Origin of the sequence: Paenibacillus sp. FSL H8-0280 (assembly GCF_045040665.1) — a bacterium.
Classification (GTDB): Bacteria; Bacillota; Bacilli; order Paenibacillales; family Paenibacillaceae; genus Paenibacillus; species Paenibacillus xylanexedens_A.
Genome location: NZ_CP150296.1, coordinates 5,520,660 through 5,546,383, shown reverse-complemented (window position 1 = coordinate 5,546,383; position 25,724 = coordinate 5,520,660). Strand labels below are relative to the sequence as shown.

The following is a 25,724-nucleotide window of genomic DNA, read 5'->3' as shown; positions in this document are numbered from 1 at the left end:
CAGATGAAGATGAATATACGAATTTTTGAAAATGAAGAAGATTTAAACGCCACGGGTGCTGGCCTCATTGCCAGCTTGTTGCAGACCAAACCACGGGCTGTATTGGGGCTCGCGACAGGAAGTTCTCCTGTAGGTATATATAAACAGCTTATCACGTTGTACCAGAAGGGGCTGGTTAGCTTCTCACAGGCTTCCTCTTTTAATCTGGATGAGTATGTCGGACTTCCAACAGAACATCGTGAAAGTTACCGCAGTTTCATGAACGAACAATTATTCCATCATATTGATATGGATCTTGCCAGAACGCAAGTGCCTGATGGTCAGGCTGCAGATCTGGAACAGGAATGTAATTCCTATGAACAACGGCTGGACGATCGTGGACCGGTAGACCTTCAACTGCTGGGTATTGGACATAATGGTCATATTGGCTTCAATGAACCGGGAACTGAACTTACAGGACGAACACATGTTGTGGATCTGAAAGACGAGACTCGAAAGGCAAACGCACGCTTCTTTGACAGCATTGATGAAGTTCCGGCTCAGGCGATTACAATGGGTGTTGGTACCATTTTGAAAGCCAAACAAATTCTGCTTATTGCCCGTGGCGAGGAAAAAGCCGAAATTATTCGCGAAGCGTTCATGGGCCCAATCACAACGGCCTGTCCTGCATCGCTTTTGCAATGTCATCCAAATGTGGTGGTATTGCTGGACCGTGCGGCTGGGAGGCTGGTGAGATGACCGAGGAGAATAGCCGTGAACCTGGGAGCCAGCGTGATGAAAATATTTCTCTTCTTCGGGGCAAACTGCTCCTTGCAGATGAGATATTGGAAGACGGTGTATTAGCTTGGAGGGATGGGAAAATCCTCTATGCTGGGTTACCTGAAGGTCTGCCCGAACAGATTCGGCGAGAGGCTTTGCTGCTGTCTGTACCGGAACGCGGCCTCATTGTGCCTGGATTTATTGATATCCATGTGCATGGTGGGAATGGAGAAGACTTTATGGATGCAAGCCCGGAGGTGTTGGACAAGATCACTTCTTTTCATAGTACGCAGGGAACAACAGCGATGCTTGCGACTTCCATGACGGCTCCAAAAGAGCGATTGGATAACGTACTTGCTGAGGTCAACCGGTACCGTTCCGGTGAAATGCCTTATGCTCAGCTTGAAGGTGTACACCTGGAAGGTCCGTTTTTTAGTCCGAAATGGCCTGGCGCGCAAAATCCGGAACATATCATTCTGCCTGATGTATCCTGGCTTGAGGCATGGGAAAAGCAATATCCCGGTCTTATCCGTCAAGTTACGTTGGCACCGGAACGTGAAGGCGCGCTGGAAGTCATTTCATGGCTGCGAGAACAACGGATTACAGCGGCACTCGGCCATACCGATGCGACCTATGAAGAGGTGGAGCGGGCAGTGGAAGCCGGACTGCATCATGCGGTACATACATTCAATGCCATGACACCGTTGCATCATCGGTTACCCGGGGCTGCCGGAGCCGTGCTGAGTGATCCACGTATCAGTGCCGAGGTGATTGCCGACGGCATTCATGTTCACTCTGCGGCGATCTCAATCCTCGCTCAGCTGAAGCAACATAACGATCAACTCGTGTTGATCACAGATGCCATGTCTGCTGCGGGATTGGATGATGGGGAATACAAGATCGGTGACCTGCCCGTAATCGTGAAGCATGGTGAGGCCAGACTGAAGGACGGCGGCGCATTGGCGGGAAGCACACTGACGATGATTCGCGGTTTCCGTTACCTTGTACAGGAAGTGGGCCTGAGTCTGAACGCTGCATCACGTGCAGCAAGTCTGACTCCGGCACGCCTGCTGGGCATTGATCATCGGACAGGTTCCCTGGCTCAAGGAAAACAGGCAGATATCGTTTTTCTGAATGCGGAGCTGGATATTGAGGGTGTATGGGTGAAGGGCAGACGGATATGTGAGTCATATTAGATTTAGAAAATTAGTATCGTGCTAATAACTTTCATTTGTGATGCATCGGTCTTCGGAGTTAAAACTTGGCTTTTATCTGTGTAGAGGCAACACCTTGCACAATATGTTAAAATAGATCTCAAAAAGACGGGATCTGCGGATCACGCATAACGGAGGCGTGAAACATGGAACGTAACGCTATGCTCGAACATGATCCGTTCATCACAGTGTTGGCGGAGAAGTTGCACATACACGGATATTATGCCTTTTATGGCGAGCATTACAATGAGACCGATATGGAGCTGTACCGCAGGCATCTGTTCACATCATTTAGCAACATCGTATGGGTAGAGCTGGATGCACGCAAAAAGTATATGATTGTCGATCATCGTGGACGCAACACGGTCATGAAACTGATCGAAGGTATGCTGAACACGCGCAGAACGCTGCGGGCGAATCAGGCCATGGCAGGTACGGACACCTCTGGAGTCCAGCAGGAGATCGCACATTTATCCAAGCTTGTGCACATGCTGAAGTTCACAACATTCCGCACATAAGCTAAGTGTGATATGTAGGCTGTAATAAGCTGCGTGAGTAGGAAGAGTAGAGTATAATATGTGGCTCTCATAGGGATGAGTATCAACGAAAAAATGAAAATAAACACCAAGAATAATAAGAACACTACAAGAGTATACGTGAGTAACATGGAAGAGTAATAAGTTAAGTTTCAAGAAAGAATAGACTAGGATCTCGACAACAAGACATGACAACGAATGCATCTCATAATTAGTCATCTCCGAAGGGGTGCTCAGTTCTAACGAATCTGTGAAGCCTTATTCCAATGATTTTGCTGTCATACAAAATGTAACGAATCTCAGACACGCTATTTAGTACAATTTAGCGATATTCTGCTACCCAAACATGCTTACAGCACAAATAAAGTGTCTACGATTCGTTAGATTATCAAACCTGCGAAATTTCGAGAAATAAGGCTTGTGAGGTTCTTTAGACGACAGTTGGCAATCTCGATGAAAGCTATGTGTCGGGCTTACATAGTAAACGAGTAAACGAAAGAGAGAGTCCTGTCATCGCTGACGGAACTCTCTCTATTTGCTTTATACAACGACTCTTCAGTTCAGCAACAACCATATTCACTCATTGATTCGTTCAACGGGGATGCAAGCTTCTGAAGCTAACTCATGTAGTAACTCATATCTTACTAACTTGGCACAATCAATAGAATTAAGATAACAAAGCTTCCTAAAGATCACAAAGTTACTCACCGAATTCTACAGATATCTCCAAAGATCTATCCCCATCCACCGATTAATCCAACCATTCTTTCATCCTATATTTGAATCCTCTATATAACTAGTTATCTAAACGAAGTCACAAAACTGCTGAACAGCGTCCGAACATCATACTGATACTTGTTGATCGGCTCAATTGGCCGGTTCTCTCCGAGAAGAGTGTATACGGCGATCCGTGCTGCTCGGACTGAATATTCTTCGGTGAATACCACGTCATCGGGAATCTCGCAGAATTGGCTGATGAAGGCCAGGTTGGTGGAGCCTTCAGGCACAACCTTTGGTCTGTCGCTGTTCAGTCTAGGCATGAATTGCGCTGTAATGTAAGGCATCATGCAAGGAATACAGTTGGCTGTAGCCATGATGGAATCTTGATGTTCTTGGAAATGAAGATGGCCGATCAACTCCTGCATAATCTCTTCCCCGGAACAGTCGCACATTCTTTTCTTCACGTAATCGCCCACGTTATCCGGGTATAATCCGTATCCCCAGAATACTTTTACATGCTCCGGCTGACCGCGGAAGTGCGGTTGAAAGGCTAGAACAACAGACATGAACCAGCTGGAATCCTTGAAAGTAACCAGAGCCCCGGTGCCTGCCCGGTTACGTGTGAATTTCTCCATCAGATCAAAGAAGACCGAATCCTGGAAGGTGACCGTAAACGATTCCCATTTAGACTCATCCACATGATCATTAAAAGAAGAAGGATTGCCCAGCAACGCTTTCTTGGCGGCAATGTTCTCCCACAGCTTCCATGAGCTGCCCTTGCCATTCAGTTTCGGTGCGGAAGTCATGGAGCCGATATCGGCTCCTTCGGTCATTGAACCATTTGTGACAATGACGAGATCACCTTCGAGGATGTCAATGACTTCCTCTTCACCTCCCCTGAGCACATGCATCCGACTTACTGTAATGCCGTCGCCGTCTTTGAAATCCAGATCGGTAACCGTACATTTCAGCGTGAAATCTACGCCAAACGGTTCCAGGTAGTTATGCAATGGCAGGATAATCGAGTCATATTGGTTGAACGGTGTGCGGGTGACACCTTCCAGCGTTTGAATTCTTGGGAATTCGTGAAAAAAGCGAAGCATGTATCTTTTGAATTCCACGGCGCTATGCCAAGGTTGGAAGGCGAAGGTGGTCGCCCACATATACCAGAAGTTCGTTTTGAAAAAATGAGGGCCAAACCAGTCGTTGATGCGCAGTTTACCCAGCGTGTCTTCAGGAGTAATAATCAGTTTACCCATCGCCAGACGGTCCGCCATATCAAAGCCCATCGAGAGCACATCTTCGACCTTCCCGTCACGGTTGATGAGTCGTGCATTGGAATGTGTGGGATTGGCATCGTCAAATTCGGTAATTTCCTGTCGGACAGATATGCCCGGACGGTCGATGGAAGGGATGGAAGCCAGCAGCTCCCACAGATTCTCATATGCCTCGTCATTGAGCATCCGCCCGCCGCGGATGATATATCCTTGATCGGGATTGCCAGCCCCGTCATTGCTACCGCCGAGAATGGGCATTTCTTCGATAATGTGAATGTGTTCTCCAGGAAAGCCACAATCTCTGACCAGATAAGCTGCACCCGCCAATGATGCAATGCCACCGCCTACAAAATAGACCTGTTTATTACCATGTTCTTTCTTCACGATCATTCGCCTCCAAAAGGTTCTGTAATCACATCCCTAATGTAAACTTTGCAGGTCCCGTAAGGTATGATCAAAAGAACGGGAGTGTCTAATTTTTGGTCACTTTTGGAAAAGTGTCTAAAACCTAGGCTTAGATCACATATGAAAAAAGCCGCGCATCCTTAAGTGGATGGCAGCTTATTCTCATACCTGTGCAGTGCCCTCAGGACACTGCCTTCGATCAGCTCACTGAGCATCTCAATAATATGTTTGGGAGGTTCTCGCATGTCGCCCCTCATCCATTGGATGATCAGCCCCGTGAAGGCCAAGGTATAGAAGTTGGCGACGAACTCTTTGTCCTCACTGCGGACCTGTATCCCACAGGCCAGCTCATCAATAACACCCATGATCAGATCATGGGTTACTTCATAGAGGTATGTGTCCAAGTGGGTGCGCCCGAGCGAGTCGAGTGTGTTGCAGCAGAACGTTTTGTTGTTCTCGATGTAACAAAAGATTTTATAGAATCCGTCCGTCCATGTGCTGTAGCTTCGGTACTCCGTAAGGCTCTCCACCGCTTCAGTCTGATAGATCCACCCAAGTAGCGCGTAAATATCCTGAAAATGATAATAAAAGGTTTGCCGGTTCACGCCGCAATGGTCAACCAGATGTTTGACCGTAATCTTGTTCAGTGGAGTATGCTCCATCAGTGATTTAAGCGAGTGAGCCAGCGCATGTTTGGTTAGGTGAGAAGCAGACACAACATTCACCTCATCATTTTGGATTAGCTTGCCGGGGCGCAACAGCACGTAAACACTCATGGCAAAAGCCCCGCGCCGAAGTCCTGAGTACTAAGCAAGTCAAAACGCAGGAATCCCGAAAGATCCTCCCATCTATAAATCCCCCTGTAGCTATCAACCATCTTCGTTACCCGATCCACATCATACTCCATAAGGGTGCATTCTAAATATCAATCGATTCAAACAAACAGCCGAAGAGCACCGCTTGAGTTATCTCTAGCAAAACCCTTAAAAGTTAGCCGTCGTCTAAAACCAGTCACAATAAAGTAGCCCAGTCAGGGTAAAAGCTGAAACCTAGTGAAGGATACCGATCAATCTAAAAAAACGGCCGATAAGCCGTCGCGTATGTTATCTCCCATACACTAAACCATTAAAACCGAGCCCCCGTCTATAAAATCAGTCATAGGAACAACGATAACGAAGTTATCGAGAAAAAAATGGAAAAAATGTTTAGAAGCCCATCGTTCTGTGAGCTATCACACTAACCCATCAAAGTCAGATCCATTTCTTTAAAGAAGCCATAAAAAAGCGAGCTGCAAACGCAATGGTGAATACAAAATTCAAAGATACGGCCTATAAGGTCACCATGTTGTTACCTCTAATACACTAATCCATTTAAAAGTAAGTCTCCATCGTCTCCATCATAAAAAGCAGCCATGAAAAAACCACAATTTCACCAAAGAAACAAGAAACAACTTTTCGAAAGAAACAAAAAAACAAAGAAATAAAATAAATCAAAAAAAACGACCCGAAGGCCGTCCTTTTGTTCTCCCCATTACACTAACCATTCAATAGTTAGGCTCAATCTTAAAATCAGTCTGCGAGAAGCCGCAACGTAGTGAAGGGGACGAAATCGATTCTGAAGAAGCGAAGCGTTCGCCTTTATCCCCGGATTTCTCCCTTTAGAAAGGGAATCAAGGAAATCCGGGGATAACAGCGATCGAAAGAACGATTCGGCACCGGAACGTCTACTAGCACCTTGCCCAGCACTTATTTTTAAAATGAGTCCTAACTATTACAAACTCTTCAAGAACTGAACAATCGTCAACAACCCTTTATCAAAGTTCTCCAGGTTGAAGTGCTCGTTCGGTGCATGCAGATTCTCATCCGGCAAGCCAAAGCCCATCATGACAGCAGGGATTTCGAGTACACGTGAGAGCTTCTCAACAATCGGAATGGAGCCGCCATCTTTGGTAAAGAGGGCACGAACGCCATACACGTGCTCATATGCATCTGCTGCTTTTTGCAGAATTGGATTGGAAGGATCAGTGTTGAAAGCAAAAGCTTTTTCGATCTGTTTCACATGCAGCGTTGCACCCGGTTGAACGTGAGCGCGCAGATGTGCTTCGATACGGTCCAATACATGTTGTGGATCTTGATCCGCAACAAGGCGGCATGTAATTTTGGCATGAGCTTCCTTCGGAATAACCGTTTTGCTACCTTCGCCTTGGAAACCACCCCATACGCCGTTTAGTTCCAATGTTGGGCGAGCGCCAACACGTTCCACGAACGAGTAACCTTCTTCGCCGTACAATTGCTCCAGTCCAAGGTCCTGACGAAGCTGTTCTTCATTGAAGCCTTGTTTTACAAATTCTTCTCTCATCTCAGGAGACAGTGGCAGTACGCCGTCATAGAAACCATCTACGCTTACACGGCCTTGCTCATCATGCAACGAAGCGAGCAGGGATACGAGTGCGTGCAGTGCGTTAGGTACACCGCCGCCAAATGAACCGGAGTGCAAGTCGGTATTGGCTGTGTTCAGATCTACATGCATGGAGCATAGGCCGCGCAGGCCAGTGGAGATCGCCGGTTTTCCTTTTTCAAGCAGGGACGTATCCGAGATCAGTACCATGTCTGCACGCAGCTTGTCTGTATGTTCATTCAGATAGATGGGCAAGTTCGGGCTGGAGATTTCCTCTTCGCCTTCGATACAGAACTTGATGTTAACTGGCAGTTCTTTGTTTTCGGCGAGGATGGCTTCAACTGCCTTGATATGTAAGAAGATCTGTCCTTTGTCATCCGTTGCACCACGGGCATACAGCTTGCCATCACGAACGGTAGGTTCAAAAGGAGGCGTCTCCCACAGGTTAAGTGGATCAACAGGTTGTACATCATAGTGTCCATAGATCAGAGCCGTCGGCTTGCCGGGTGCATGCAGGTGATCTGCATAGACAATCGGATGTCCAGCCGTTTGAATGACCTCTACGTTTTCCATGCCTGCACGTGTGAGCGCATCTGCTGCCCATTGTGCCGCACGATTAATATCCTCTTTATGCTCTGAAATGGCAGAGATACTTGGAATGGACAACCATTCATTCAGTTCTGCCAGGTGTTTTTCTCTATTTTGTTCAAAATAAGTCTGTTCTTTCATTAAAAAGGCCTCCTTCATGTTTGCTATATCTCATTGTAATCCATTTTGTCATGTTAATAAAACATTGGTTAAAAAAATGATCGGTTACAGATCGTTTCATTCACCTGAGGATTGTGCGTATAATACAAGAAAAGGATTTCATCCATATATTCTCAGGGGAGTTGAGGAAGTTTCCATGACAGTCAGACTCGATGCAAGCAGGCAGGTGAGCAGCGATGGAACCGACTAGGAGCGATCGAATATTTGGCAGATTCAAGCGGTTATCCGATTTGAAGGCTGGAAGGCATAAAGGGCGATTTTATCGAAACAGCCTGATGCTGATTTTACTCATTGCCAGCATTCCCGGGCTAATCACAGGTATCGTCATGTATCAACAGGTGGTTGGCCGAATGGAGACCGAGTTCAATCAGATGCATCAGAACCAGATCGAGAACCGGGCACGCAATGTGGATGACCAGCTGGCTTATCTGGAGATGAACTTATCTCATTGGGCTTTTGAACCGAGGTTTGGCAATGCTTTGCGAACACTGGATTTTGTGTATTATTTTAATGAAACGCAGGAGATTGTGACTACCTTATACGTATTACAAGGTTCCCATCCACTGATCAAGTCAGCACAGCTGTATTTGCAGGAACCGAAGCCAATCTTGTTTAATCGGGATTATACCGAATTGAACGATGAAGCGAAAGTACAAGCATATGATCGATACCTTTCCATGGGGAACCACGTGTACTGGACAGACTGGGTTTCCAGCATCAACAGAGATACCGAACCTTCGACTAACGATAGTCCGCTGCATACGGATGCAGGCAATGCACTTGTTCTAGTACATAAGATACCGGGGGAGAGCATTAATCCGTTTGGTGCACTGATCATCACGCTGGATAACGAGAAAGTTGCCAGTTTGTTGAAAACGCTTACTCCTTACGACGAAGGTTTAACGTTCCTCATGGATCAGGAAGGAAACACACTGGTTACCGGGAATCCGGGAACGGCGGGAGAGACTTCTGCTTTTGAGCAGCAGCTAAAAGAAGAAGTAGCCCTGCATGCGGGCAGCCGCTCATTCCTGTTCCGATATGAGGATCAGACCTATTCTGTGTCATACGGCTCATTGAGTCGGATCGATTCAGACTGGACTTACGTCTCCGCAGCGCCTTTGACATCAGTCACTTCGCCAGTCAAACTGGTGTCCAAAATCATCGTCATTGCGAGTATAGGCAGTCTCATCCTGGGATTATTGTTATCCTGGTTTGCTTCACGCCGCATATATTCACCTGTAGCGCGGATGCTGCATCTGCTTACGCCTGGCAGAAACGAAACAACACCAACGGATGCCAAGCTGGATGAGTTTGAGCTGCTGGAGCAACAGTGGAACGAACTGACCTCCCGCAGTGTTACGGCACATCGCCAATTGCAGGAGCAGCTTCCCCATCTGCGCGACAGTTTTGTCTTACAACTTGTACAGGGGCATCTATATGCCTATAACGAGCAGGATCTCCAGCAGCGCATGCGTCATCTTGGATTTGAACTGGAGGGCCAGCAGTATTTGCTAGTGCAGATGTATTTTACAGGATATGAGCAGCTGCAAGGCAGATTTGGAAGCCAGGACACGGGATTAGTCACTTTTGCAGCAGTGAATATCACTCAGGAAGTTGCGAAAAATTATTTCAGGCAAATCAGTGTCATGAATTTTCATGACCTGTCTTCCGCCATGCTTGTGATTGCTCCCCAGGACGAACCTGTGAAATCACAAGCGATGTTATGGGGGCAGGAGCTTGTGGAGGTCATTGGAAGAACACTCAAACTGAAGGTGACTTTGATGATCAGTCGCCCAGCAGCTTCACTTCAGGAACTGCCCGGACGATTCGTTGAGATGGAACAGGCCGTGGCTTATCGCAGTGTGGAGGAAGGAAGTCAGATTCTCGATCTGGAGGATGAGGCGTGTTTCCGCAGAAATGAAGCAGCTTCCTATCCACTTGGGCTGGAACGGGAGTTGTTACAGGCGGTCAGGCTGGGCAAACAAGCCGAAGCAGAACGTGTGCTGGAACAATTCATGAGTGAAATTACGCGGACGGGCAGTACCGAATTTCAGGTGCAACAGATGATGCTTCAATTGCTCGGTAGTATTCAGCACATGATGCTGCAAACGGGGGTCACACCTTATAAGCTGTTTGGTGGTTACAACATGTATGAGCAACTATCCGGTATTCGTGAACCTGTACAGATGAGGCAGTGGATGATGAATGAGGTATTCATACCGTATATACAAGAGGTTGAGGTACGATCGCAGGAACCGCTGAAACTGGTGGTGGAACGAACGATGTTGTACATCGATACACATTACCGCAGCGACATTTCGCTGGAAAACTGTGCTGACGAGGAGCAGATGACACCCTATGCACTGAGTAAGGCTTTCAAACAGGTTTCAGGCATTAATTTTATTGATTATCTGACACGTGTGAGAATGGATGCGGCGAAGCAATTGTTACGTGAGACAACGATGAAAATTAATGATGTTGCGGCGGCTGTGGGATATCAGCACAGTTATTTTAATCGGATCTTCAAGAAACAGGAGGGAGTTACCCCGAGTCAGTATCGCGATCAATGGTTTGGACAATAACCGTTCGTATCTTTGTCATTTCAGACTGGCATCCAGCTTTAGTGGATGTCGGTTTTCTTTTTTTTTACCGTGATACAAAGAAGGATAAACCCGCAAAAATGTGCAATTCTACCTGCTACGTTATGTTCAATTTCTTGTGGGAATGGCGTTATAGCGGGCTTTTCGGCCAATGTGCCGGAGCAATGCAAAAAATGAAGGTTGCCGGAAAAAGATCGGCTGTATAGTCTGAGTATCAGGTTATTTGATAACGCTTACATCGTTGAGAAAGGGGAGACATGATGAACGGGAAGACGGACTGGAATACCAATGGTACTGCAACTGCTCAAGCGGATATGGCAACAAGACCATTAAAACAGGAGTCCAATTGGAAAAGGCAGATCAAACGAAACAAATGGTTATATGTGCTTGTGCTTCCCGGCTTTTTGTACTTTGTCATCTTTAAATACTTGCCCATGTGGGGGATCATCATTGCCTTTCAGGATTACCAGCCTTTCCTGGGCATCCGGGAGAGTAACTGGGTAGGGCTAGAGAACTTTACGAACTTTTTCTCCAATCCGGACTTCTTCCGATTATTACGCAATACGCTGGTTCTTGCCCTGTATGATCTTATCTTCTTTTTCCCGGCACCGATCATTATCGCCTTGTTATTAAATGAAATTCGGGTCGCTTTCTTCAAAAGAACGATTCAAACGCTGGTCTATGTACCCCATTTTGTATCGATGGTTATTATCGCGAGTATCACGTACGTGTTCCTGACCCCGCAGGGCGGGGTGTTATACGACCTGATCGCCTGGATTACAGGCAAGCCCATTGATGTGCTCTCCAGTCCAGGTTCGTTCCGTCCGCTCATTATTGTGCAGATGATGTGGAAAGAGATGGGATGGGGCACAATTATCTTCCTGGCGGCCCTCGCAGGTGTGGACACGGAGCAGTATGAAGCTTCGATTGTAGATGGCGCCGGACGGTTACGGCGGATGTGGCATATCACACTTCCAGCCATTCGTACGACCATAGTCATTTTGCTCATTCTCAGACTGGGGAACTTCCTCGATACCGGATTTGAGCAGATCTATCTGATGACCAACTCCCTCAACCGGGATGTCGCAGACGTCTTTGATACGTATGTGTACACGGTGGGGATTACGCAAGGTGCATTCAGTTACAGTACCGCTGTGGGACTATTCAAGTCTGTGGTGGGGATTATACTGGTGCTTGGCAGTAATAAACTTGCGAAAAAATTCGGCCATCCCGGAATTTATTAAGGAGGAGCGCCCATGAACAGCCGTCTATACAACAGCCCTGCCGGCAAGGTATTTGATATCTTCAATTACGTCATGCTGGGGATTCTGGGCATATTAACCGTCCTTCCGTTCCTGTATATTATAGGGAATTCTTTCGCAACAGAAGCCGAGATCACCGAACGCAGTTTTTTCCTCATTCCGAAGGTGTTTTCCTTCAGCGCGTATGAGTATATTTTCTCCTCGTCCACGATCTTTCGTAGCATTGGTGTTTCCATTTTCATCACGGTGGCAGGTACACTGGTCAATCTGTTCTTCACACTAACGATGGCCTATCCACTATCCAGAAGTGACTTCTGGGGCCGTAACGTCATGATGAACATGGTGATTTTCTCGATGTTATTTGGTGGTGGCATGATTCCAACGTACCTCGTCATTCGTGGACTGGGACTGCTCGATTCTTACTGGGCCCTTATGCTTCCTGGCGCAATCAGCGCTTTTAACTTAATAGTTGTCAAAAACTTTTTTCAGCAAATGCCGCCCGGGCTTGAGGAAGCGGCCCGCATCGACGGCTGTTCGGATCTCGGGGTGCTGTGGCGAATCGTTCTGCCTTTATCGAAGCCGGTCATTGCCACGTTTGCCTTGTTCTACGCCGTAGGCCACTGGAACAATTTTTTCTCGGCACTGCTGTACATTTCCGACAGTGACAAATGGCCGCTGCAAGTCATGCTGAGACAGATCGTGTTGCTCTCACAAGCCAGTGTCGGAGATATGGCTAACATGGACCCCAATTTTGTACAGCCACCAGAGCAGTCGATCAAAATGGCGGTGATCGTTGTAGGTACCATTCCGATTTTGCTGGTGTATCCGTTTTTGCAGAAGCATTTTGCCAAAGGTGTCATGTTAGGTTCAATCAAAGGCTAAAGCCAAGGGGGAGAACGTATGGGACAAAAAACGGGATTCAAAAAAGGTGCACTGCTACTCTCTGCGTCACTGGTATTGAGTACAGTTCTGGGAGCATGCTCCACGGACAAAGCAGGTTCAGGAACCGCTGCGGGTGGCACCGACGAAATTACCATTATGCTTCCGAACTTCGAAGCGGAGAATCCGCCGGAGAACAGTCCAGTCATCCAGAAGCTTGAAGAACTGACCAAGGTGGATGTGAACTTGCAGTGGGTGCCGAGCAGCTCGTACGAAGACAAATTCAACATCACACTGGCCTCGGGAAAGCTTCCTCAGATTATGGTGGTCTTAGGGAAGTCCCCAAGTTTCATTAATGCGGCCCGAACCGGGGCTTTCTGGGAGCTGGGTCCTTATCTGAAAGATTATCCGAATCTGAGCCAAATGAATGAAATCATCACTAACAATGCTTCAATCGATGGCAAAACCTATGGAATCTACCGGGCACGCGCCCTGGGACGTAATGGGGTCACAATCCGCAAAGATTGGCTGGAGAATCTGGGGTTGGAAGAGCCAAAGACGATTGATGAATTTTACAATGTATTGAGAGCGTTCACGAAGGATGATCCAGACGGTAACGGCAAGGAGGATACGTACGGTCTGGTTGCCAGCAAATTCACGGGCCCGTGGGATAACATGCAGGTATGGTTTGGTGCACCCAACAAATGGGGAGATGATGGCAGCGGAGGTCTGATTCCGGCGCATGAGACACCAGAATACATGGAAGCTCTGAAATTTTTCCGTCAAATTTATAGTGAGGGTCTGGTCAACAAGGACTTTGCCGTGATGGATGCAACGAAACTGCCTGATCCATTTGTGAATGGTCAAGCAGGTGTCATGGTGGATGTAGCAGATAATGCGCAGCGGATGGATCAGAAAATACTCGATAAAGACCCCAATGCGATAGGACGCGTGGATGTGCTGCAAGCGATGGAAGGTCCAAAAGGATTGCGTGATATGCCAACGTCCGGCTACTCCGGCCTGATTGCGATCTCCAAAAGCAGTGTCAAAACGGAAGAAGACCTGAAGAAGGTACTGAGTTTTCTGGATCAGCTGAATGAACCGGAATTGCAGGCATTGTTGTACAACGGACTGGAAGGCAAGCAATACGAGAAAAAAGAAGACTACATCATACCGAGCACTGACAAGCTTGCGCTCCGCGACCTGCAGGGTTTAAATCAGATTTTGATGTTTGTGCCGGAAGACAGAACGCTTCGTGTACAACAGACACCTGTCCGTGAAAAGGTTGCACAGGTGCAGAAAGCCAACGAAGAGATTGTCATTGCCAATCCTGGCGAACCGCTGATCTCTGATGTTTACGCTCAGAAAGGACCACAGCTGGACAATATCATCAACGATGCACGGATCAAATATATCGTAGGCCAGATTGATGAGAAAGGGTTCGAAGATGCTGTTGCTCTGTGGAAGAACAACGGCGGAGACGATTATGTCAAAGAAGTTAATGAACTGTACGCTGCATTGAATTAAGTCGTATAAGCCAGAGCCCGGCAGCCGTGCTTTCAGCGTAACGGAAACAGCCGGGCTTTTCTTATCGCTGTAATAGCTTGATCCGTGAACCAAATTTCATCCAACTTTCTGGAAATTATGACTTCCTGAATATGGTTTTTGATGTATAATCAAAGCGAAACAAACCTATATGAACTTAAATGAACGTTATTGGTAAAGCTGGACACCACACACTTTTGGACACGCAGGGAGGAAGGCAACATGTGGAACGGGGATGCTTTTGAAAATCCCGAGGCGCAGTACCGGGTCCATCCCTTTTGGTTCTGGAACGGGGATATGGAAGAAGAACAGGTTAAGCGGCAAGTGGCTGAGATGGCGGCGCAAGGTGTAGGTGGATTCTTCATCTGTCCACGTCAGGGACTGCAAATTCCCTATCTGTCGGAAGCGTGGTTTGATAAGGTGCGGATTGCAGTGGAAGCGGCGGCTGCTCACGGCATGCAGGTATGGTTATATGACGAATATCCATATCCAAGCGGGATGGCTGGTGGGGAAGTGACCCTTGATTTCCCTGAAGCGAAGCAGCGTCAGCTGGTGCATCATCAGTTGGTGGTTCAGGGCGGAGAAGCTGTGGATCTGGAGTTGCCATGGGGACGAGTCTTGGTTGCCAAGGCGATTCCCAAAGATGAACAGGGCAAACGGTTGTGGCATGAATCCATTGACTTGCGCAGCAAAATCGGCAATATCCAGACCGATCAGGTGTATCAGGAGACCGGACTCACCTCGTATAACCGCAAGCGGTTCTTCACCTACCGAACAGCGTTCCGCTTGTTGTGGGATGTTCCCCCGGGTGATTGGGAGTTGATTATATTTCAGGAAAAAGAGATCGATGATTTCAAATATTACGGCAACTTTGTTGATCCTTGCCACAAGGAAGCGATGAGTCGTTTTATTGAACTGACACATGAGCGTTATAAGTCAGCGGTTGGAGATCAATTTGAAAGCGTAATTAAAGGTATGTTCTCGGATGAGATTGCACCGCTGGGTCGTATCCCCTGGTCACCACAACTTCCCCGTTATTTCAGCGAGCGTTGTGGTTATAGTCTGATCGATTCGCTACCGGCCCTGTTATATGGTGATGTTCCGGACGCGCATCGGATTCGGTATGACTATTACCAGTCACTGCATCTGCTTCTCCGGGAGTCCTATCACAAACAGGTGCATGACTGGTGTGAGGAAGCAGGAATCCAGTATGCGGCTGAAGTGCCTGGTGTACGGATGACCACCCAGTTGTTCAGCCATATGCCAGGTGGTGATTCGGCACATGAGAAAATCGGACGATCCTTATCGTGGATTCTGGAACGATATGGTCAAAAGATGCGTGACAATCCCAAGATGGTCAGTTCGCTTGCCCGGCAATTGGGCCGAAGCCGCAATCTAATTGAATGTTTTCACAGTGTGGGCTGGTCGATGACGCTACAGGATGCCAAGTGGATGATCGATCGAATGGCCGCCATGGGCACCAATTTTTATAACTTTCACGCCTTTTTCTATACGATTGGTGGGCTTACGAAGCATGATGCACCGCCATCTCAATTTTTGCAGAATCCCTACTGGAAGCATTTCCGGCAGTTAGGGGATTACACCGGACGGTTGAGCTATCTCATGAGCACCGGAACAGCAGACATTCGTATTGCCGTGCTTGACCCAACGACGACATTTTGGAGTCTGATGGGTAATCCGCTACATGGATTCGAGTATAGCGGCCAGGACGAATTAGAACGAGCGCAACTGGAGCGCCTGACGAAGGACTGGATGCGGATTACTACCCATCTGCTCGAAAACAGACGTGACTACGACCACCTTGATCCCGAATTATTGGCGGAAGCTGACTTAACGGGTGGCATCATTCAGATCGGCGTGGCACGTTATGAGGTGTTGATCCTGCCACCGATCCTGAATCTAGAGGCCGCGGCCTGGGAACAGGTGAAGCGATTTGTTCGGCAGGGAGGAACTGTCATCTCTGTTGGTATGCCTCCGCATATTGCGATTCAGCCGGGAAGTCCGGAGGGAGATGAAGCTGCCCAGTTCTTTGGTGCAGGCGAGCAGCCGCAAGAGGTGTACTGGGGCCGTAACGTGACAACAGATCACGATAACCATGAAACCATGTGGCATCAAGGTGAGGGGAATGCTTATTTTCTACCCGCAGGAACGGGGCAAGGAGATGACTTTTCGCTGGAGCTGATCTCTCTCCTGCTCGATCAGGTATTGCCGGAACCTATCTGCTGGATCATGGAAGAGGAAAGTGCCTCCCTGCTGATGCACACCCGTGAATTGTCGGCTGGGGAGCATATGGTTTTCTTGACCAATCAGGAGGGTCAGGACCTGAAGGGTCAATTGAAGCTGGTCGCCAGACAGCTGTGGGATGGAACGGAGCTGGCAGAGGGTGCTTGTCTCGTGGCAGAACGACTTGATCTGGAGACAGGGCAGCTTCAAGCCTTGCCGTATACGAGCAGTGGCGGGGAACGGTGTATTTCACTAACGCTGGCGCCTTACGAAGCGCATGCTGTTCGTCTTACTTTACAAGCTGCGAAGGAAGAGGCAGAACCAACGAAAGTGGATGTAGCAGACAAAACGGGTTCGACGTTCGGAGCGAATGTTTCGGCAGGGGTGAATCAAGCCAGTAAGATCAGAGTTCCTTCAGAAGGGCCATGGCGACTGGAAACGGTGCAGCCTAACATTTTGCGAATGGGACAATTCCATCTTCAGGCTTCCAATGCTAATGGTGTGATCTTGGAAAGCCAGTATGTAGCTGTAAAACCGTTTATTGATCAGGCGGCAGAATTATCGGAGCAGCAGCATCTGCCAGTCCAGTTTAATCAGGTGTTTGGCACACCGAAAAAAGCATCCTTAGCCTATCCCATCGAGTGTCGATATACGACCACATTTGAACTGAGAACGGCTTTGCCTGCATGCCTGTTATTTATGGACAGAGCGGCGATCTCGGGCAGTTGGTCCATGGAGATTAATGGGCAACCGCTTGAAAAGAAACAATTCGATCCAATTGAAATAACCGACCACAATAATATCGCTTGTGATATCACGGAGCTGCTGCACAGCGGTCTCAACGAAATGACGGTGATTGTGCAGGTGACAAAAGATGAGGATGGCATCGTTGATCCCTTGTATCTACAAGGTAGATTCGGCGTGGAGTTCCATCATGAAGGCATGGCTTCGCTTGTACGGGAGTCGGATACGGCCCTTCGTATCGGACCTGAACCGCAGCCACTGTATCCCCATTTTGCCGGGGAAATGAGTTATAAACGCACGTTCTGGCTGGATGAGTCAGGGGAAGATGTTACCTCGTTTGATCTGGAATTTAGCGATTGGCGTGTGCAGGATGTGGTGGAAGTGCGGGTAAACGGACATAGCCTGGGTGTGAGATGCTGGTCTCCGTATCGTTGGAAGGGAGAGGCCTCCTGGTTGCGTCCGGGAGACAACGACATTGAAGTTCGTGTTACCAACACGTTGATTGGCCTGCTGGAAGGCACATATTTTGATTCGGAACATCATCGATTACAAGATGCAGGTCATGTACCTGTTGAAGAATTGGGATAAAGGAGTGGAAGTAAGGGATGGGACATCGTATTCAGTTTGACCGCTATCCAGGTGGTGTGATGAAAGCGTTAACGCTCAGTTATGACGATGGAGTGGTGCATGATCGCAGACTGGTGGAGATCTGTAATCGGTATTGCCTGCGGGGAACCTTTAATCTGAACTCTGGTACCCTGGGCAATCCAGGCCGCATTGAGGCTGGGGAAGTCGCTGAACTTTATACGGGACATGAAGTTGCCGTTCACACGGTTACTCACCCTACGCTACCTTATGTTCCGAATGAACTATTGACCGAAGAGATTATGGAGGACCGCAAAGCATTGGAGCAGCTTGTCGGTTATCCGGTACGAGGCATGGCTTATCCCAACGGAGGGTACGACCGTGCGTTAAGTACAAAGCTGGAGTGGCTTGGCATTGATTATGCCCGTACCGTTGAATCACATGGCAGATACACGTTGCCAGATCGGCCGCTTGAATGGCATCCAACGTGCCATCATAACCATGATCTGGCGGGGCATGCCAAACGTTTTATCCAACATTCCAAAACAGGTACGCCACTATTGCTCTACGTCTGGGGTCACAGCTATGAGTTCAATGACAACGACAACTGGGAGATCATCGAACAGTTCGGTGAGCAGATTGGCGGCAGGAACGACATCTGGTACGCGACAAACATCGAAGTGATCGCCTATTGGAAAGCCGTACAACGACTGGAGTGTTCGGCCGACCGATCCATCATCCATAATCCGTCTGCCATCCCGGTTTGGTTCACAGCGAATCAGCAGGTTGTTGAAGTGCAGGGCGGAGAAACATTGCGGCTAAGCGAACGAATCAAGGTATAAGGAAGGGAGCTGACGATCATTCGTTATTTTCATGAGAACGAGGCGATTGCAGGCAAGGTATACGATTCAATTCCGGATATATTGACAACGGTGGCTCAGCGTTATATTGGTGATCATCCGAAACATTCATTTTTGTTCAGAGCCTATCATCAGGGAGGTTTTCGCAGGCTAGGGGACTATCGCTACGACTTGAATCTGAATGAGAAATGCGTAGAGGCGTGTGCAGGGCAATACGTATATGTGTGGGGCAAGTTATGGAGCGAGCAGAATACAACGTTAAATACGGGCCTGAACTGTTATAGTCCGGTGACGATCTACGTGAATGGTGAAGAGGTATTCAAGTCCGAGTTGTTGCAGGAGTTATTTCCCGAGCGAAGAACCCAGATTCCGATTTCCGTTAACTATGGCTGGAATGATGTGTTGCTATGTTTTGTCAAAACAGAAGTAGGATTCGGGGGTATCTACGGAACAGCCTCTTTCAAAAATTTCCCGCTGCACTTCCTCACTCCTGGGGCAGATCGTCAGGGTCAGGAGGGCTGGTTATATTCGGAACCCGTTGATGAACCTGTATTATCTCTTCCTCGTGACGGCATGACAGAAGAAGAAACGGGCCTTTCCTGGTATCCGCGCAGGGGCTGGACAGAAGAGGAGCAGAGTATGGGTTCTTTTGCCCGCATCTTTGGAACAGAACAATTAGCTGTTGCTTACGCCTGGTCCAAACTGGATGTAACCTTGCCAGGATCAACGCCAGTTATTTTACAAGGCCGTCATGCTGGTGCTTTGACTCTGTATGTGGATGGTACGGAAGTATACTCTGCTGGAAGCAGCGGTAATTTCCGCGTTGAACTTCCTCGCCGTTACGGTTCATCTGATCTGGTCGCGAAAGGTGAAATTCAGGAAGTCGGCGGCTCATGGGGATTCACGTTGGAAGATGCCGAGCGTTCGGGTTCCACAGGCTGGAGATTGAAACCTCCTCATCCGGTTGCGGGATGCTCTGACCCCTGGCTGTACACAGGTGTGTTTGCTCCTGGTGCTGAACCATCCCACGACGATATCGTGCGAACCGATACCGTATTTGATGATGGCGCAAAAGGTGTGTATTGGCGTGTAGATCTTCCCGACACCCATGTTCGTCCTTACCTGGAAAATACACATTACGGAAAGTGGAATTATCCGCTCGGCGTTACCCTGCTTGGACTACTCCAGACGGGACAGGAATTGGGACGGGATGATTACATTCAGTACGTGCGGCAACATATTGAACTGAGTACTTCATTCGACCGCTATGGTCTTTGGGATCGGGAAGGGTATGGTGCAGCAGGAATCAATAATCAACTGTCTGCCATCGACAGCCTGGATGATTGCGGTTCGTTTGGGTCTACGCTGCTTGTTGCGATGGAGTTTGGCGATATTCGTGGGGGAAGAGATACCGCGGATCGGATTGCGGGCTACATTACGGATGAGCAGGAGCGTCTGGAGGATGGTGCCTTTTACCGGGTTCGCGGCAGTGGGGAGATGCGTCAGGAGACGATGTGGTGTGATGACTTGTACATGAGTACACCTTTTCTGATGCGTTATGGTCAGTTGACAGGAGATGCGACGTATTGGGATGATGCGGTCAATCAGTTCCTGATGTTCCGTAAATACCTCTACCTTCCCGAACAACAGATCATGTCCCATGTGTATGATTTTGTGCGTGGTCGGGCGACAGGTATTCCATGGGGACGGGGTAACGGCTGGGTGCTATTCTCCTTAACCGAACTGTTGTCCATTCTGCCGCATGATCATGTGAAACGGCCGGAACTGTTATGTTTCTATCGTGATTTAAGTCAAGGTTATCTGGCGCTGCAAGGGGAAAATGGACTTTGGCATCAGGTGCTAAACCGCCCGGATTCGTATGAAGAGACCTCCTGTACATCGATGTTCATCTACGCCTATGCCCGTGGAATTCGGGAAGGGTGGCTAGAACAACCGGAGCCTTATCTGGAGGCCGTACGCAAAGGATGGGAAGGCATGACGCGTTTGTCGATTGACTATAAAGGTAATATATACGGGGTATGTCGCGGTTCCGGGTACTCGTTTACCGCCTTGTATTATCGCGATGATCTGGGGTGGAATCTGAACGATACCCATGGAATCGGCATTGTGCTCTTGGCTGGCATTGAAGCGCATAAAATGAATCAGCAGCTCCGTGAGGCGCATATCGATTCTTCGGTTACAGCCGCGCAGCGCTGATGTTTGACGCAACGGAACGGATGTATGTGGATAGCCTTCTATAGGTAGATTACCAGCTAAAGAAAGCGGCAATGCCCTCAGGCTTGCCGCTTTTAGTTTTATTCCAATCCCGAATCTGATCTGCATAAAGCAATATATAAATACACTTACCTTCACCCAATAATATGAATAACTCCGTTTTTAGCACGCATTAAAATAGCTCCAGCTGCTCCGGTCCTTCTTCCTGTTCTGGTTCAGAACGGTCAGGGAAAGGCTTCACCGGCTGGTCCAGCAGGTCCATCATCATCTGGGCATTCGCCGCTGCATCGCCACCGGAGTTGTTATTAAAAATAACATAGACATCCTTGCTCTGCTTCTGCAATTGCTCCAGATATCCTTTCCATTCCAACAATTCTTCCTTGTTGTAACGGTACAAATAACGAGTCTCGCGCCAATTAGGCGCACCATTCTGATGCCAGCCGGACACATTGCGTCCGTGCATACGCACCAGCGTCATCTCGGAATCCGTCGCCTGTGGCACGATGGGGATAGAACCTGAACCCGCCTGAGGTTCGTCACAGACACTGTGAATCCAGCCCTGCTCTTTCAGGAACGAAAGCGTCCGCTCGCGCATGTCACCTTCATACCAGCTACGATGACGGAATTCCAGAGCACAAGGAATGCCCTCCATTCGAAGTTTTACTTCACGAAGTTCTTTCACGTTGTCCTTATTGCACTCAAACCAAGGCGGATATTGAAACAAGGCTGCCTGCATCTTGCCAGCTTCAATGACCGGTTCCAGTGATTCCCGAAAAGCCTTATACATCTCCGACGTGCTGGTGAAGTAGGGCTTGCCCCGCAGATGTCCGGTCATTCCCTGATAGGCTTTGATGATAAAAGCAAAGGATTCGGGCGTCTCGGCAGCCCATCGTGCCATTCGATCCCGCGGCTGAACGGCGTAGAAGGAACTATCCACCTCCACGGTGGAGAAGTACTGTCCGTATAGACTGAGCTTGTCTTTGGCTTTGGTACGGTTTGGATAGAGATCTTCCTGATCCCCCCATCCGGTAAGTCCGATGTGAATCATAAGAACACCTCCTGTTGCTTTTTGAACAACCTCTTATAATTAACCGATTTGCAGGCGTATGTCTAACATTATATCGTGTGCATTTTGGCTCTTCAATGTTGGATACTTACTGGAATTTTTTGAGTTTGCAGAATAAAGACGTTACAATACATTAAAGCTAGTGGAAATGATCAGGCTTGTACAACAGCGACTATAGATAGAGAGCCAGTGACCAGGTGGAGGGCGAGAATGGATGACGGAATGGTATGAAAAGAGTTTTGGAGAAGATTATCTTCTCGTATACAAGCACCGGGATGTACAGGGTGCCCATCAGGAAGTACATAAAATGATTAATTGGTTGAAGCTTGAGCCCAATGCTGAAGTATTGGATCTATGCTGCGGTATGGGACGGCACTCCATGGCACTTGCTGACGCAGGATTGCGAGTGACCGGAGTTGATCTGTCCGATGTGCTTCTACGTGAAGCGCGCCTAATGGACACCGAACACCGAGTATCTTGGTGTCATGCGGACATGCGTGAACTGCCGCTGAAAGGTGGCTTCGATGCTGTAGTCAATCTGTTCACATCGTTTGGTTATTTCCTGGAGGACGGAGAACAATTGAAAGTATTACGTGCCATTCATCGCATACTTCGCCCGGGTGGCAGCTATATTATTGATTTTATGAATACGGCTTATGTAACGCGTCATCTGGTGCAGCACTCCGTTCGAGAGGATGAAGGACAGCGTATTGAGGAGTATCGCAAGATTGAGGAAGGGTTTGTGCAAAAGGAAATTCGCATTACGGATACCACATCCGGACATGAACCGCGGGTATATCAAGAGCGTGTGAAGTTGTACACACGGGAACAACTGAGTCAGATGTTAAGTGCCGCTGGACTCCGGGTAGATCAGGTACATGGCGGCTATGACGAAGAGAAATATGACGAGCAGACTTCTCCACGCATGATTTTTGTTGGTCGTCGTCCTGTGGAGTGAACAGAGACAGTCTGGAAGGGGGATAACATGAAGCGCACAGAAGAGATGTCCATGACAGAGGGCATACACCGGGTCAAGATCAGCATGTCGTTTCCTTTGCGATGGGTGAATAGTTATGTGTTATCAGAACCGGATGGGAAGATAACTATTATAGATCCGGGACCGCGTAATTCGGAAACAGAACAGGAGTGGAGTGAAGCGCTGGCAGATCTTGGCCTGACCTTTAGCGATATTCGTCAAATTGTACTGACCCACCATCACCCCGATCATCTTGGGTTGTCGGGTTGGATGCAACAGATGACGGGGGCACTCGTTCGAATGTCCACACGCTCCCGCCAAGAGGCCGATTATATGTGGGGACCTGATTCACGCATCAATACAATATTACCTGATTATTATGGTCGTCATGGTATGCCGGAAGACAAGACTGAACAGATACATGAACATATGAAGGCATTTACTTCGCAGATCACGCCACTTCCGAAGGTGACACCCATTGAAGATGGCGAATGGCTTAATATGGGCGGGAAACGTTGGGTTGCTGTGGAGACGGGTGGACATGCTCCAGGCCATTTATCCTTTTATGCGCCGGAGTCCATGGAGATTCTGTGCGGAGATGCAGTTTTGCCACAGATTTCACCGAATATTAGTCTGCAGCCCGGCAGTGACCCTCAGCCATTATTGTCTTATATGGAAGGGTTGCAACGTCTTGGGGAGCTGAATGTCAAGCAGGCGTATCCGGGACATCGGAATCCTTTTGCCCAGTTCACCGAACGGACAGTTCAATTGCTGGCTCATCACGAGGAACGTCTTCAGAAGATGACGGAGCGAATTCAGGAGTCATCGGCGAATGCTTATGACATCTGTGTGCACATGTTTGGCAATCGGCTTGGTACCCATCAACTGCGGTTTGCCATGAGTGAGACGTTAGCCCATTTGCAGGAGTTAATTCGACGCGAACTAGTGAAGCAAGAGCAGCAACCGGATGGCACGTTCTATTTTCAAATCTAAACGGAATGATGATATCGATATGAAATGATAATACGATCTTATATAGAGGCTCGGGACAGGAAATTCACCTGTTCTGGGCCTTTTTAGCCTCTCTTAACGGTTCATTCATCTATTTTTAAGCCAGCGCGCCTATGATACATCTATGAACTTCGCTAGGGCGTGTCTTAAGACACACCCTAAAGAAAGCAGGGAAGAGCGATGACCAGAAGAAAACGGAATCAATGGAGAAAATGGCAAGCTTCAGCGGCAGCAACGTTGACTGTGGCTGCACTCTTTCAATATGTAAGAACTTCGGATGCCTTTGATGTGGCCTATGCAGCAGCAAATGGCACAGATACAAGCGTTACTGCTTCAAGCCAAGTGGATACGCATGATGATGTGATGGATGAATGGATCAACAGTACAACGGACAGCAACAACTGGAACACGCAGGACAATGACAATAATGATAGTCAATATAATGGAACATCCGATAGCACACAAGCAGCTCAGCCAGATCAGAGCACGAGTAACAAGGGGAATTATTCAGATTCTCAGCGTATCGGACAAAATAACCAGGGTACAGACTCCGGATACAGCAGTGGCAACTATCAGTCACGTACAGGTGCGTCATGAGCCGCACGGAGCAAGTTGCTCGTCCGCTCCGATTTCAATTCCGTGCGATGAACACGGATGTTGAAGTACAACTGTCCGCTGGGCGGGAAGAAGCCGAACATGCAGCAACCTTGGTGAAGAATTGGTTTGAGACGCAGGAGCAGCGCTTCAGCCGATTTGTGGCAGACAGTGAACTAAATCGTCTGAATGCTTCAACCGGATGGATGCCCATCTCCGCTGCGATGGATGAAGTTTTGAGTTTGGCCTATGGATATATTGGACTGACCGAAGGGATTTTTCAACCGGGTATCTCCCAGGCTCTTCAGACTTCGGGATATGATCTAAGCTTCGAGAAGGTGCAGCAACGACAATTGAAACGTCCATTAATTGAACGTGTATTGCGAACGAGAACACCTGAATCATCAGGCTGGCTGGAAGATCGATATGACCACAGCCGTCCGAGCTGGATCCAGCGGGAAGGTAGCCGGATGGTTCATCTGGACCCCGGAGCTGAGTTGGACTTGGGAGGCATTGTTAAGGGCTGGGCAGTGGAGCGTATCGCAGACTGGTTACAGCGAACGTTGCATATTCCGGCAGGTTTGATTAACGCGGGTGGAGATATCCAAGTATGGGGTTCACCAGACCATTCCCAGTGGACCTTGCAAGTAGCAGATCCTTTGCAGAATCAGGGTGCTGTGTCGGGAGTGATCCGTTTACAGCGAGGAGCTGTTGCCACTTCGGGTATTTCCCGCAGACAATGGCAGAATACGGATGGAAGCTTTGCACACCACCTCATTGACCCTCGGACGATGGAGCCGGCAGATACGGACGTATTGCAGTGTACCGTTATGGGACAGCATGCTTCGCAATGCGAGATCATTGCCAAGACGGTCTGCATTTTGGGAAGTGCTGAAGCGATGGGCTGGTTAAACCGACATTACGATCGGCATGACGTCCTGTGGATGACACGGGATGGAATTACTTATTTTAGAGGGAATACGGATACGCTTGCTGAGCACTGGCCCGGGTTTGATCCGGATCATCGCTTTAGTCTGATCTAAACGA

Annotated in this window: 18 protein-coding genes; 14 read left to right on the top strand and 4 right to left on the bottom strand. The window is 48.4% G+C overall.

What is annotated here, in order from left to right; genetic code table 11:
* Positions 1 to 9 precede the first annotated feature (9 nt).
* The 3 genes from nagB (at position 10) to MHI12_RS24130 (ending at position 2,491) form a co-directional block, all read left to right on the top strand.
* Positions 10 to 738 (top strand): glucosamine-6-phosphate deaminase, encoded by a 729-nt coding sequence (gene nagB / locus MHI12_RS24140; RefSeq protein WP_340399286.1) that lies wholly within the window; start codon positions 10 to 12, stop codon positions 736 to 738.
* Entirely contained in the window at positions 735 to 1,955 is a 1,221-nt protein-coding gene (gene nagA / locus MHI12_RS24135; protein ID WP_405170543.1) for an N-acetylglucosamine-6-phosphate deacetylase, read from the top strand. Before nagB ends, nagA begins: the two co-directional genes overlap by 4 nt.
* Positions 1,956 to 2,119: 164 nt before the next feature.
* Positions 2,120 to 2,491 carry a hypothetical protein gene (locus MHI12_RS24130; protein WP_074096289.1) on the top strand — a complete coding sequence of 124 codons (372 nt, stop codon included), beginning with the start codon at positions 2,120 to 2,122 and terminating at the stop codon, positions 2,489 to 2,491.
* Between the two features lie 818 nt (positions 2,492 to 3,309).
* On the opposite strand, the gene MHI12_RS24125 is transcribed toward MHI12_RS24130, so the two are convergent.
* From MHI12_RS24125 to MHI12_RS24115, 3 genes are all read right to left on the bottom strand, one after another.
* The gene (locus MHI12_RS24125; RefSeq protein ID WP_405170542.1) at positions 3,310 to 4,896 is read right to left on the bottom strand and encodes an oleate hydratase; all 1,587 of its coding nucleotides are present in this window, start codon (positions 4,894 to 4,896) and stop codon (positions 3,310 to 3,312) included.
* A gap of 155 nt (positions 4,897 to 5,051) precedes the next feature.
* Positions 5,052 to 5,687 carry a TetR/AcrR family transcriptional regulator C-terminal domain-containing protein gene (locus MHI12_RS24120; RefSeq protein WP_341008701.1) on the bottom strand — a complete coding sequence of 212 codons (636 nt, stop codon included), beginning with the start codon at positions 5,685 to 5,687 and terminating at the stop codon, positions 5,052 to 5,054.
* Between the two features lie 994 nt (positions 5,688 to 6,681).
* Positions 6,682 to 8,037, bottom strand: a complete 1,356-nt coding sequence (locus MHI12_RS24115) for a dipeptidase (RefSeq protein WP_076319745.1) — start codon at positions 8,035 to 8,037, stop codon at positions 6,682 to 6,684.
* A gap of 215 nt (positions 8,038 to 8,252) precedes the next feature.
* Here MHI12_RS24115 and MHI12_RS24110 point away from each other — a divergent pair, with 215 nt between their 5' ends.
* The 7 genes from MHI12_RS24110 to MHI12_RS24080 all read left to right on the top strand — a co-directional run bounded on the left by MHI12_RS24110 (position 8,253) and on the right by MHI12_RS24080 (position 21,012).
* On the top strand, positions 8,253 to 10,658 hold the full coding sequence (locus tag MHI12_RS24110; RefSeq protein ID WP_339310596.1) for an AraC family transcriptional regulator: 2,406 nt from the start codon (positions 8,253 to 8,255) through the stop codon (positions 10,656 to 10,658).
* 332 nt (positions 10,659 to 10,990) lie between these two features.
* Positions 10,991 to 11,920, top strand: a complete 930-nt coding sequence (locus MHI12_RS24105) for a sugar ABC transporter permease (RefSeq protein ID WP_026081491.1) — start codon at positions 10,991 to 10,993, stop codon at positions 11,918 to 11,920.
* Positions 11,921 to 11,932: 12 nt separating this feature from the next.
* Positions 11,933 to 12,820 carry a carbohydrate ABC transporter permease gene (locus tag MHI12_RS24100; RefSeq protein ID WP_017692544.1) on the top strand — a complete coding sequence of 296 codons (888 nt, stop codon included), beginning with the start codon at positions 11,933 to 11,935 and terminating at the stop codon, positions 12,818 to 12,820.
* An 18-nt stretch (positions 12,821 to 12,838) separates the two neighbouring features.
* Positions 12,839 to 14,344, top strand: coding sequence for an extracellular solute-binding protein (locus MHI12_RS24095; protein ID WP_405170541.1), 1,506 nt, complete (start codon positions 12,839 to 12,841; stop codon positions 14,342 to 14,344).
* 240 nt (positions 14,345 to 14,584) lie between these two features.
* Positions 14,585 to 17,938, top strand: a complete 3,354-nt coding sequence (locus MHI12_RS24090; protein WP_405170540.1) for a glycosyl hydrolase — start codon at positions 14,585 to 14,587, stop codon at positions 17,936 to 17,938.
* Between the two features lie 17 nt (positions 17,939 to 17,955).
* Positions 17,956 to 18,777 carry a polysaccharide deacetylase family protein gene (locus MHI12_RS24085; RefSeq protein ID WP_405170539.1) on the top strand — a complete coding sequence of 274 codons (822 nt, stop codon included), beginning with the start codon at positions 17,956 to 17,958 and terminating at the stop codon, positions 18,775 to 18,777.
* A 90-nt stretch (positions 18,778 to 18,867) separates the two neighbouring features.
* Entirely contained in the window at positions 18,868 to 21,012 is a 2,145-nt protein-coding gene (locus tag MHI12_RS24080) for a glycoside hydrolase family 105 protein (RefSeq protein WP_405170538.1), read from the top strand.
* Between the two features lie 190 nt (positions 21,013 to 21,202).
* Here MHI12_RS24080 and MHI12_RS24075 read toward each other — a convergent pair whose 3' ends face one another.
* Positions 21,203 to 22,078, bottom strand: a complete 876-nt coding sequence (locus MHI12_RS24075) for a DUF72 domain-containing protein (protein ID WP_405170537.1) — start codon at positions 22,076 to 22,078, stop codon at positions 21,203 to 21,205.
* 232 nt (positions 22,079 to 22,310) lie between these two features.
* Here MHI12_RS24075 and MHI12_RS24070 point away from each other — a divergent pair, with 232 nt between their 5' ends.
* The 4 genes from MHI12_RS24070 (at position 22,311) to MHI12_RS24055 (ending at position 25,720) form a co-directional block, all read left to right on the top strand.
* Complete coding sequence (locus MHI12_RS24070) at positions 22,311 to 23,054, top strand: class I SAM-dependent methyltransferase (protein ID WP_405170536.1); 744 nt, start codon at positions 22,311 to 22,313, stop codon at positions 23,052 to 23,054.
* Positions 23,055 to 23,081: 27 nt separating this feature from the next.
* Positions 23,082 to 24,065, top strand: a complete 984-nt coding sequence (locus MHI12_RS24065; RefSeq protein WP_405170535.1) for an MBL fold metallo-hydrolase — start codon at positions 23,082 to 23,084, stop codon at positions 24,063 to 24,065.
* 198 nt (positions 24,066 to 24,263) lie between these two features.
* Positions 24,264 to 24,680, top strand: a complete 417-nt coding sequence (locus tag MHI12_RS24060) for a hypothetical protein (protein ID WP_341008686.1) — start codon at positions 24,264 to 24,266, stop codon at positions 24,678 to 24,680.
* Positions 24,677 to 25,720 (top strand): FAD:protein FMN transferase, encoded by a 1,044-nt coding sequence (locus MHI12_RS24055; RefSeq protein WP_405170534.1) that lies wholly within the window; start codon positions 24,677 to 24,679, stop codon positions 25,718 to 25,720. The genes MHI12_RS24060 and MHI12_RS24055 overlap by 4 nt, the downstream gene beginning before the upstream one ends.
* Positions 25,721 to 25,724 lie beyond the last annotated feature (4 nt).

Excerpts from the sequence above, each read along its gene's own strand:
- nagB (WP_340399286.1), top strand. The coding sequence starts at position 10 with ATGAATATACGAATTTTTGAAAATGAAGAAGATTTAAACGCCACGGGT.
- nagA (WP_405170543.1), top strand. The coding sequence starts at position 735 with ATGACCGAGGAGAATAGCCGTGAACCTGGGAGCCAGCGTGATGAAAAT.
- MHI12_RS24130 (WP_074096289.1), top strand. The coding sequence starts at position 2,120 with ATGGAACGTAACGCTATGCTCGAACATGATCCGTTCATCACAGTGTTG.
- MHI12_RS24125 (WP_405170542.1), bottom strand. The coding sequence starts at position 4,896 with ATGATCGTGAAGAAAGAACATGGTAATAAACAGGTCTATTTTGTAGGC.
- MHI12_RS24120 (WP_341008701.1), bottom strand. The coding sequence starts at position 5,687 with ATGAGTGTTTACGTGCTGTTGCGCCCCGGCAAGCTAATCCAAAATGAT.
- MHI12_RS24115 (WP_076319745.1), bottom strand. The coding sequence starts at position 8,037 with ATGAAAGAACAGACTTATTTTGAACAAAATAGAGAAAAACACCTGGCA.
- MHI12_RS24110 (WP_339310596.1), top strand. The coding sequence starts at position 8,253 with ATGGAACCGACTAGGAGCGATCGAATATTTGGCAGATTCAAGCGGTTA.
- MHI12_RS24105 (WP_026081491.1), top strand. The coding sequence starts at position 10,991 with ATGGCAACAAGACCATTAAAACAGGAGTCCAATTGGAAAAGGCAGATC.
- MHI12_RS24100 (WP_017692544.1), top strand. The coding sequence starts at position 11,933 with ATGAACAGCCGTCTATACAACAGCCCTGCCGGCAAGGTATTTGATATC.
- MHI12_RS24095 (WP_405170541.1), top strand. The coding sequence starts at position 12,839 with ATGGGACAAAAAACGGGATTCAAAAAAGGTGCACTGCTACTCTCTGCG.
- MHI12_RS24090 (WP_405170540.1), top strand. The coding sequence starts at position 14,585 with ATGTGGAACGGGGATGCTTTTGAAAATCCCGAGGCGCAGTACCGGGTC.
- MHI12_RS24085 (WP_405170539.1), top strand. The coding sequence starts at position 17,956 with ATGGGACATCGTATTCAGTTTGACCGCTATCCAGGTGGTGTGATGAAA.
- MHI12_RS24075 (WP_405170537.1), bottom strand. The coding sequence starts at position 22,078 with ATGATTCACATCGGACTTACCGGATGGGGGGATCAGGAAGATCTCTAT.
- MHI12_RS24070 (WP_405170536.1), top strand. The coding sequence starts at position 22,311 with ATGACGGAATGGTATGAAAAGAGTTTTGGAGAAGATTATCTTCTCGTA.
- MHI12_RS24065 (WP_405170535.1), top strand. The coding sequence starts at position 23,082 with ATGAAGCGCACAGAAGAGATGTCCATGACAGAGGGCATACACCGGGTC.
- MHI12_RS24060 (WP_341008686.1), top strand. The coding sequence starts at position 24,264 with ATGACCAGAAGAAAACGGAATCAATGGAGAAAATGGCAAGCTTCAGCG.
- MHI12_RS24055 (WP_405170534.1), top strand. The coding sequence starts at position 24,677 with ATGAGCCGCACGGAGCAAGTTGCTCGTCCGCTCCGATTTCAATTCCGT.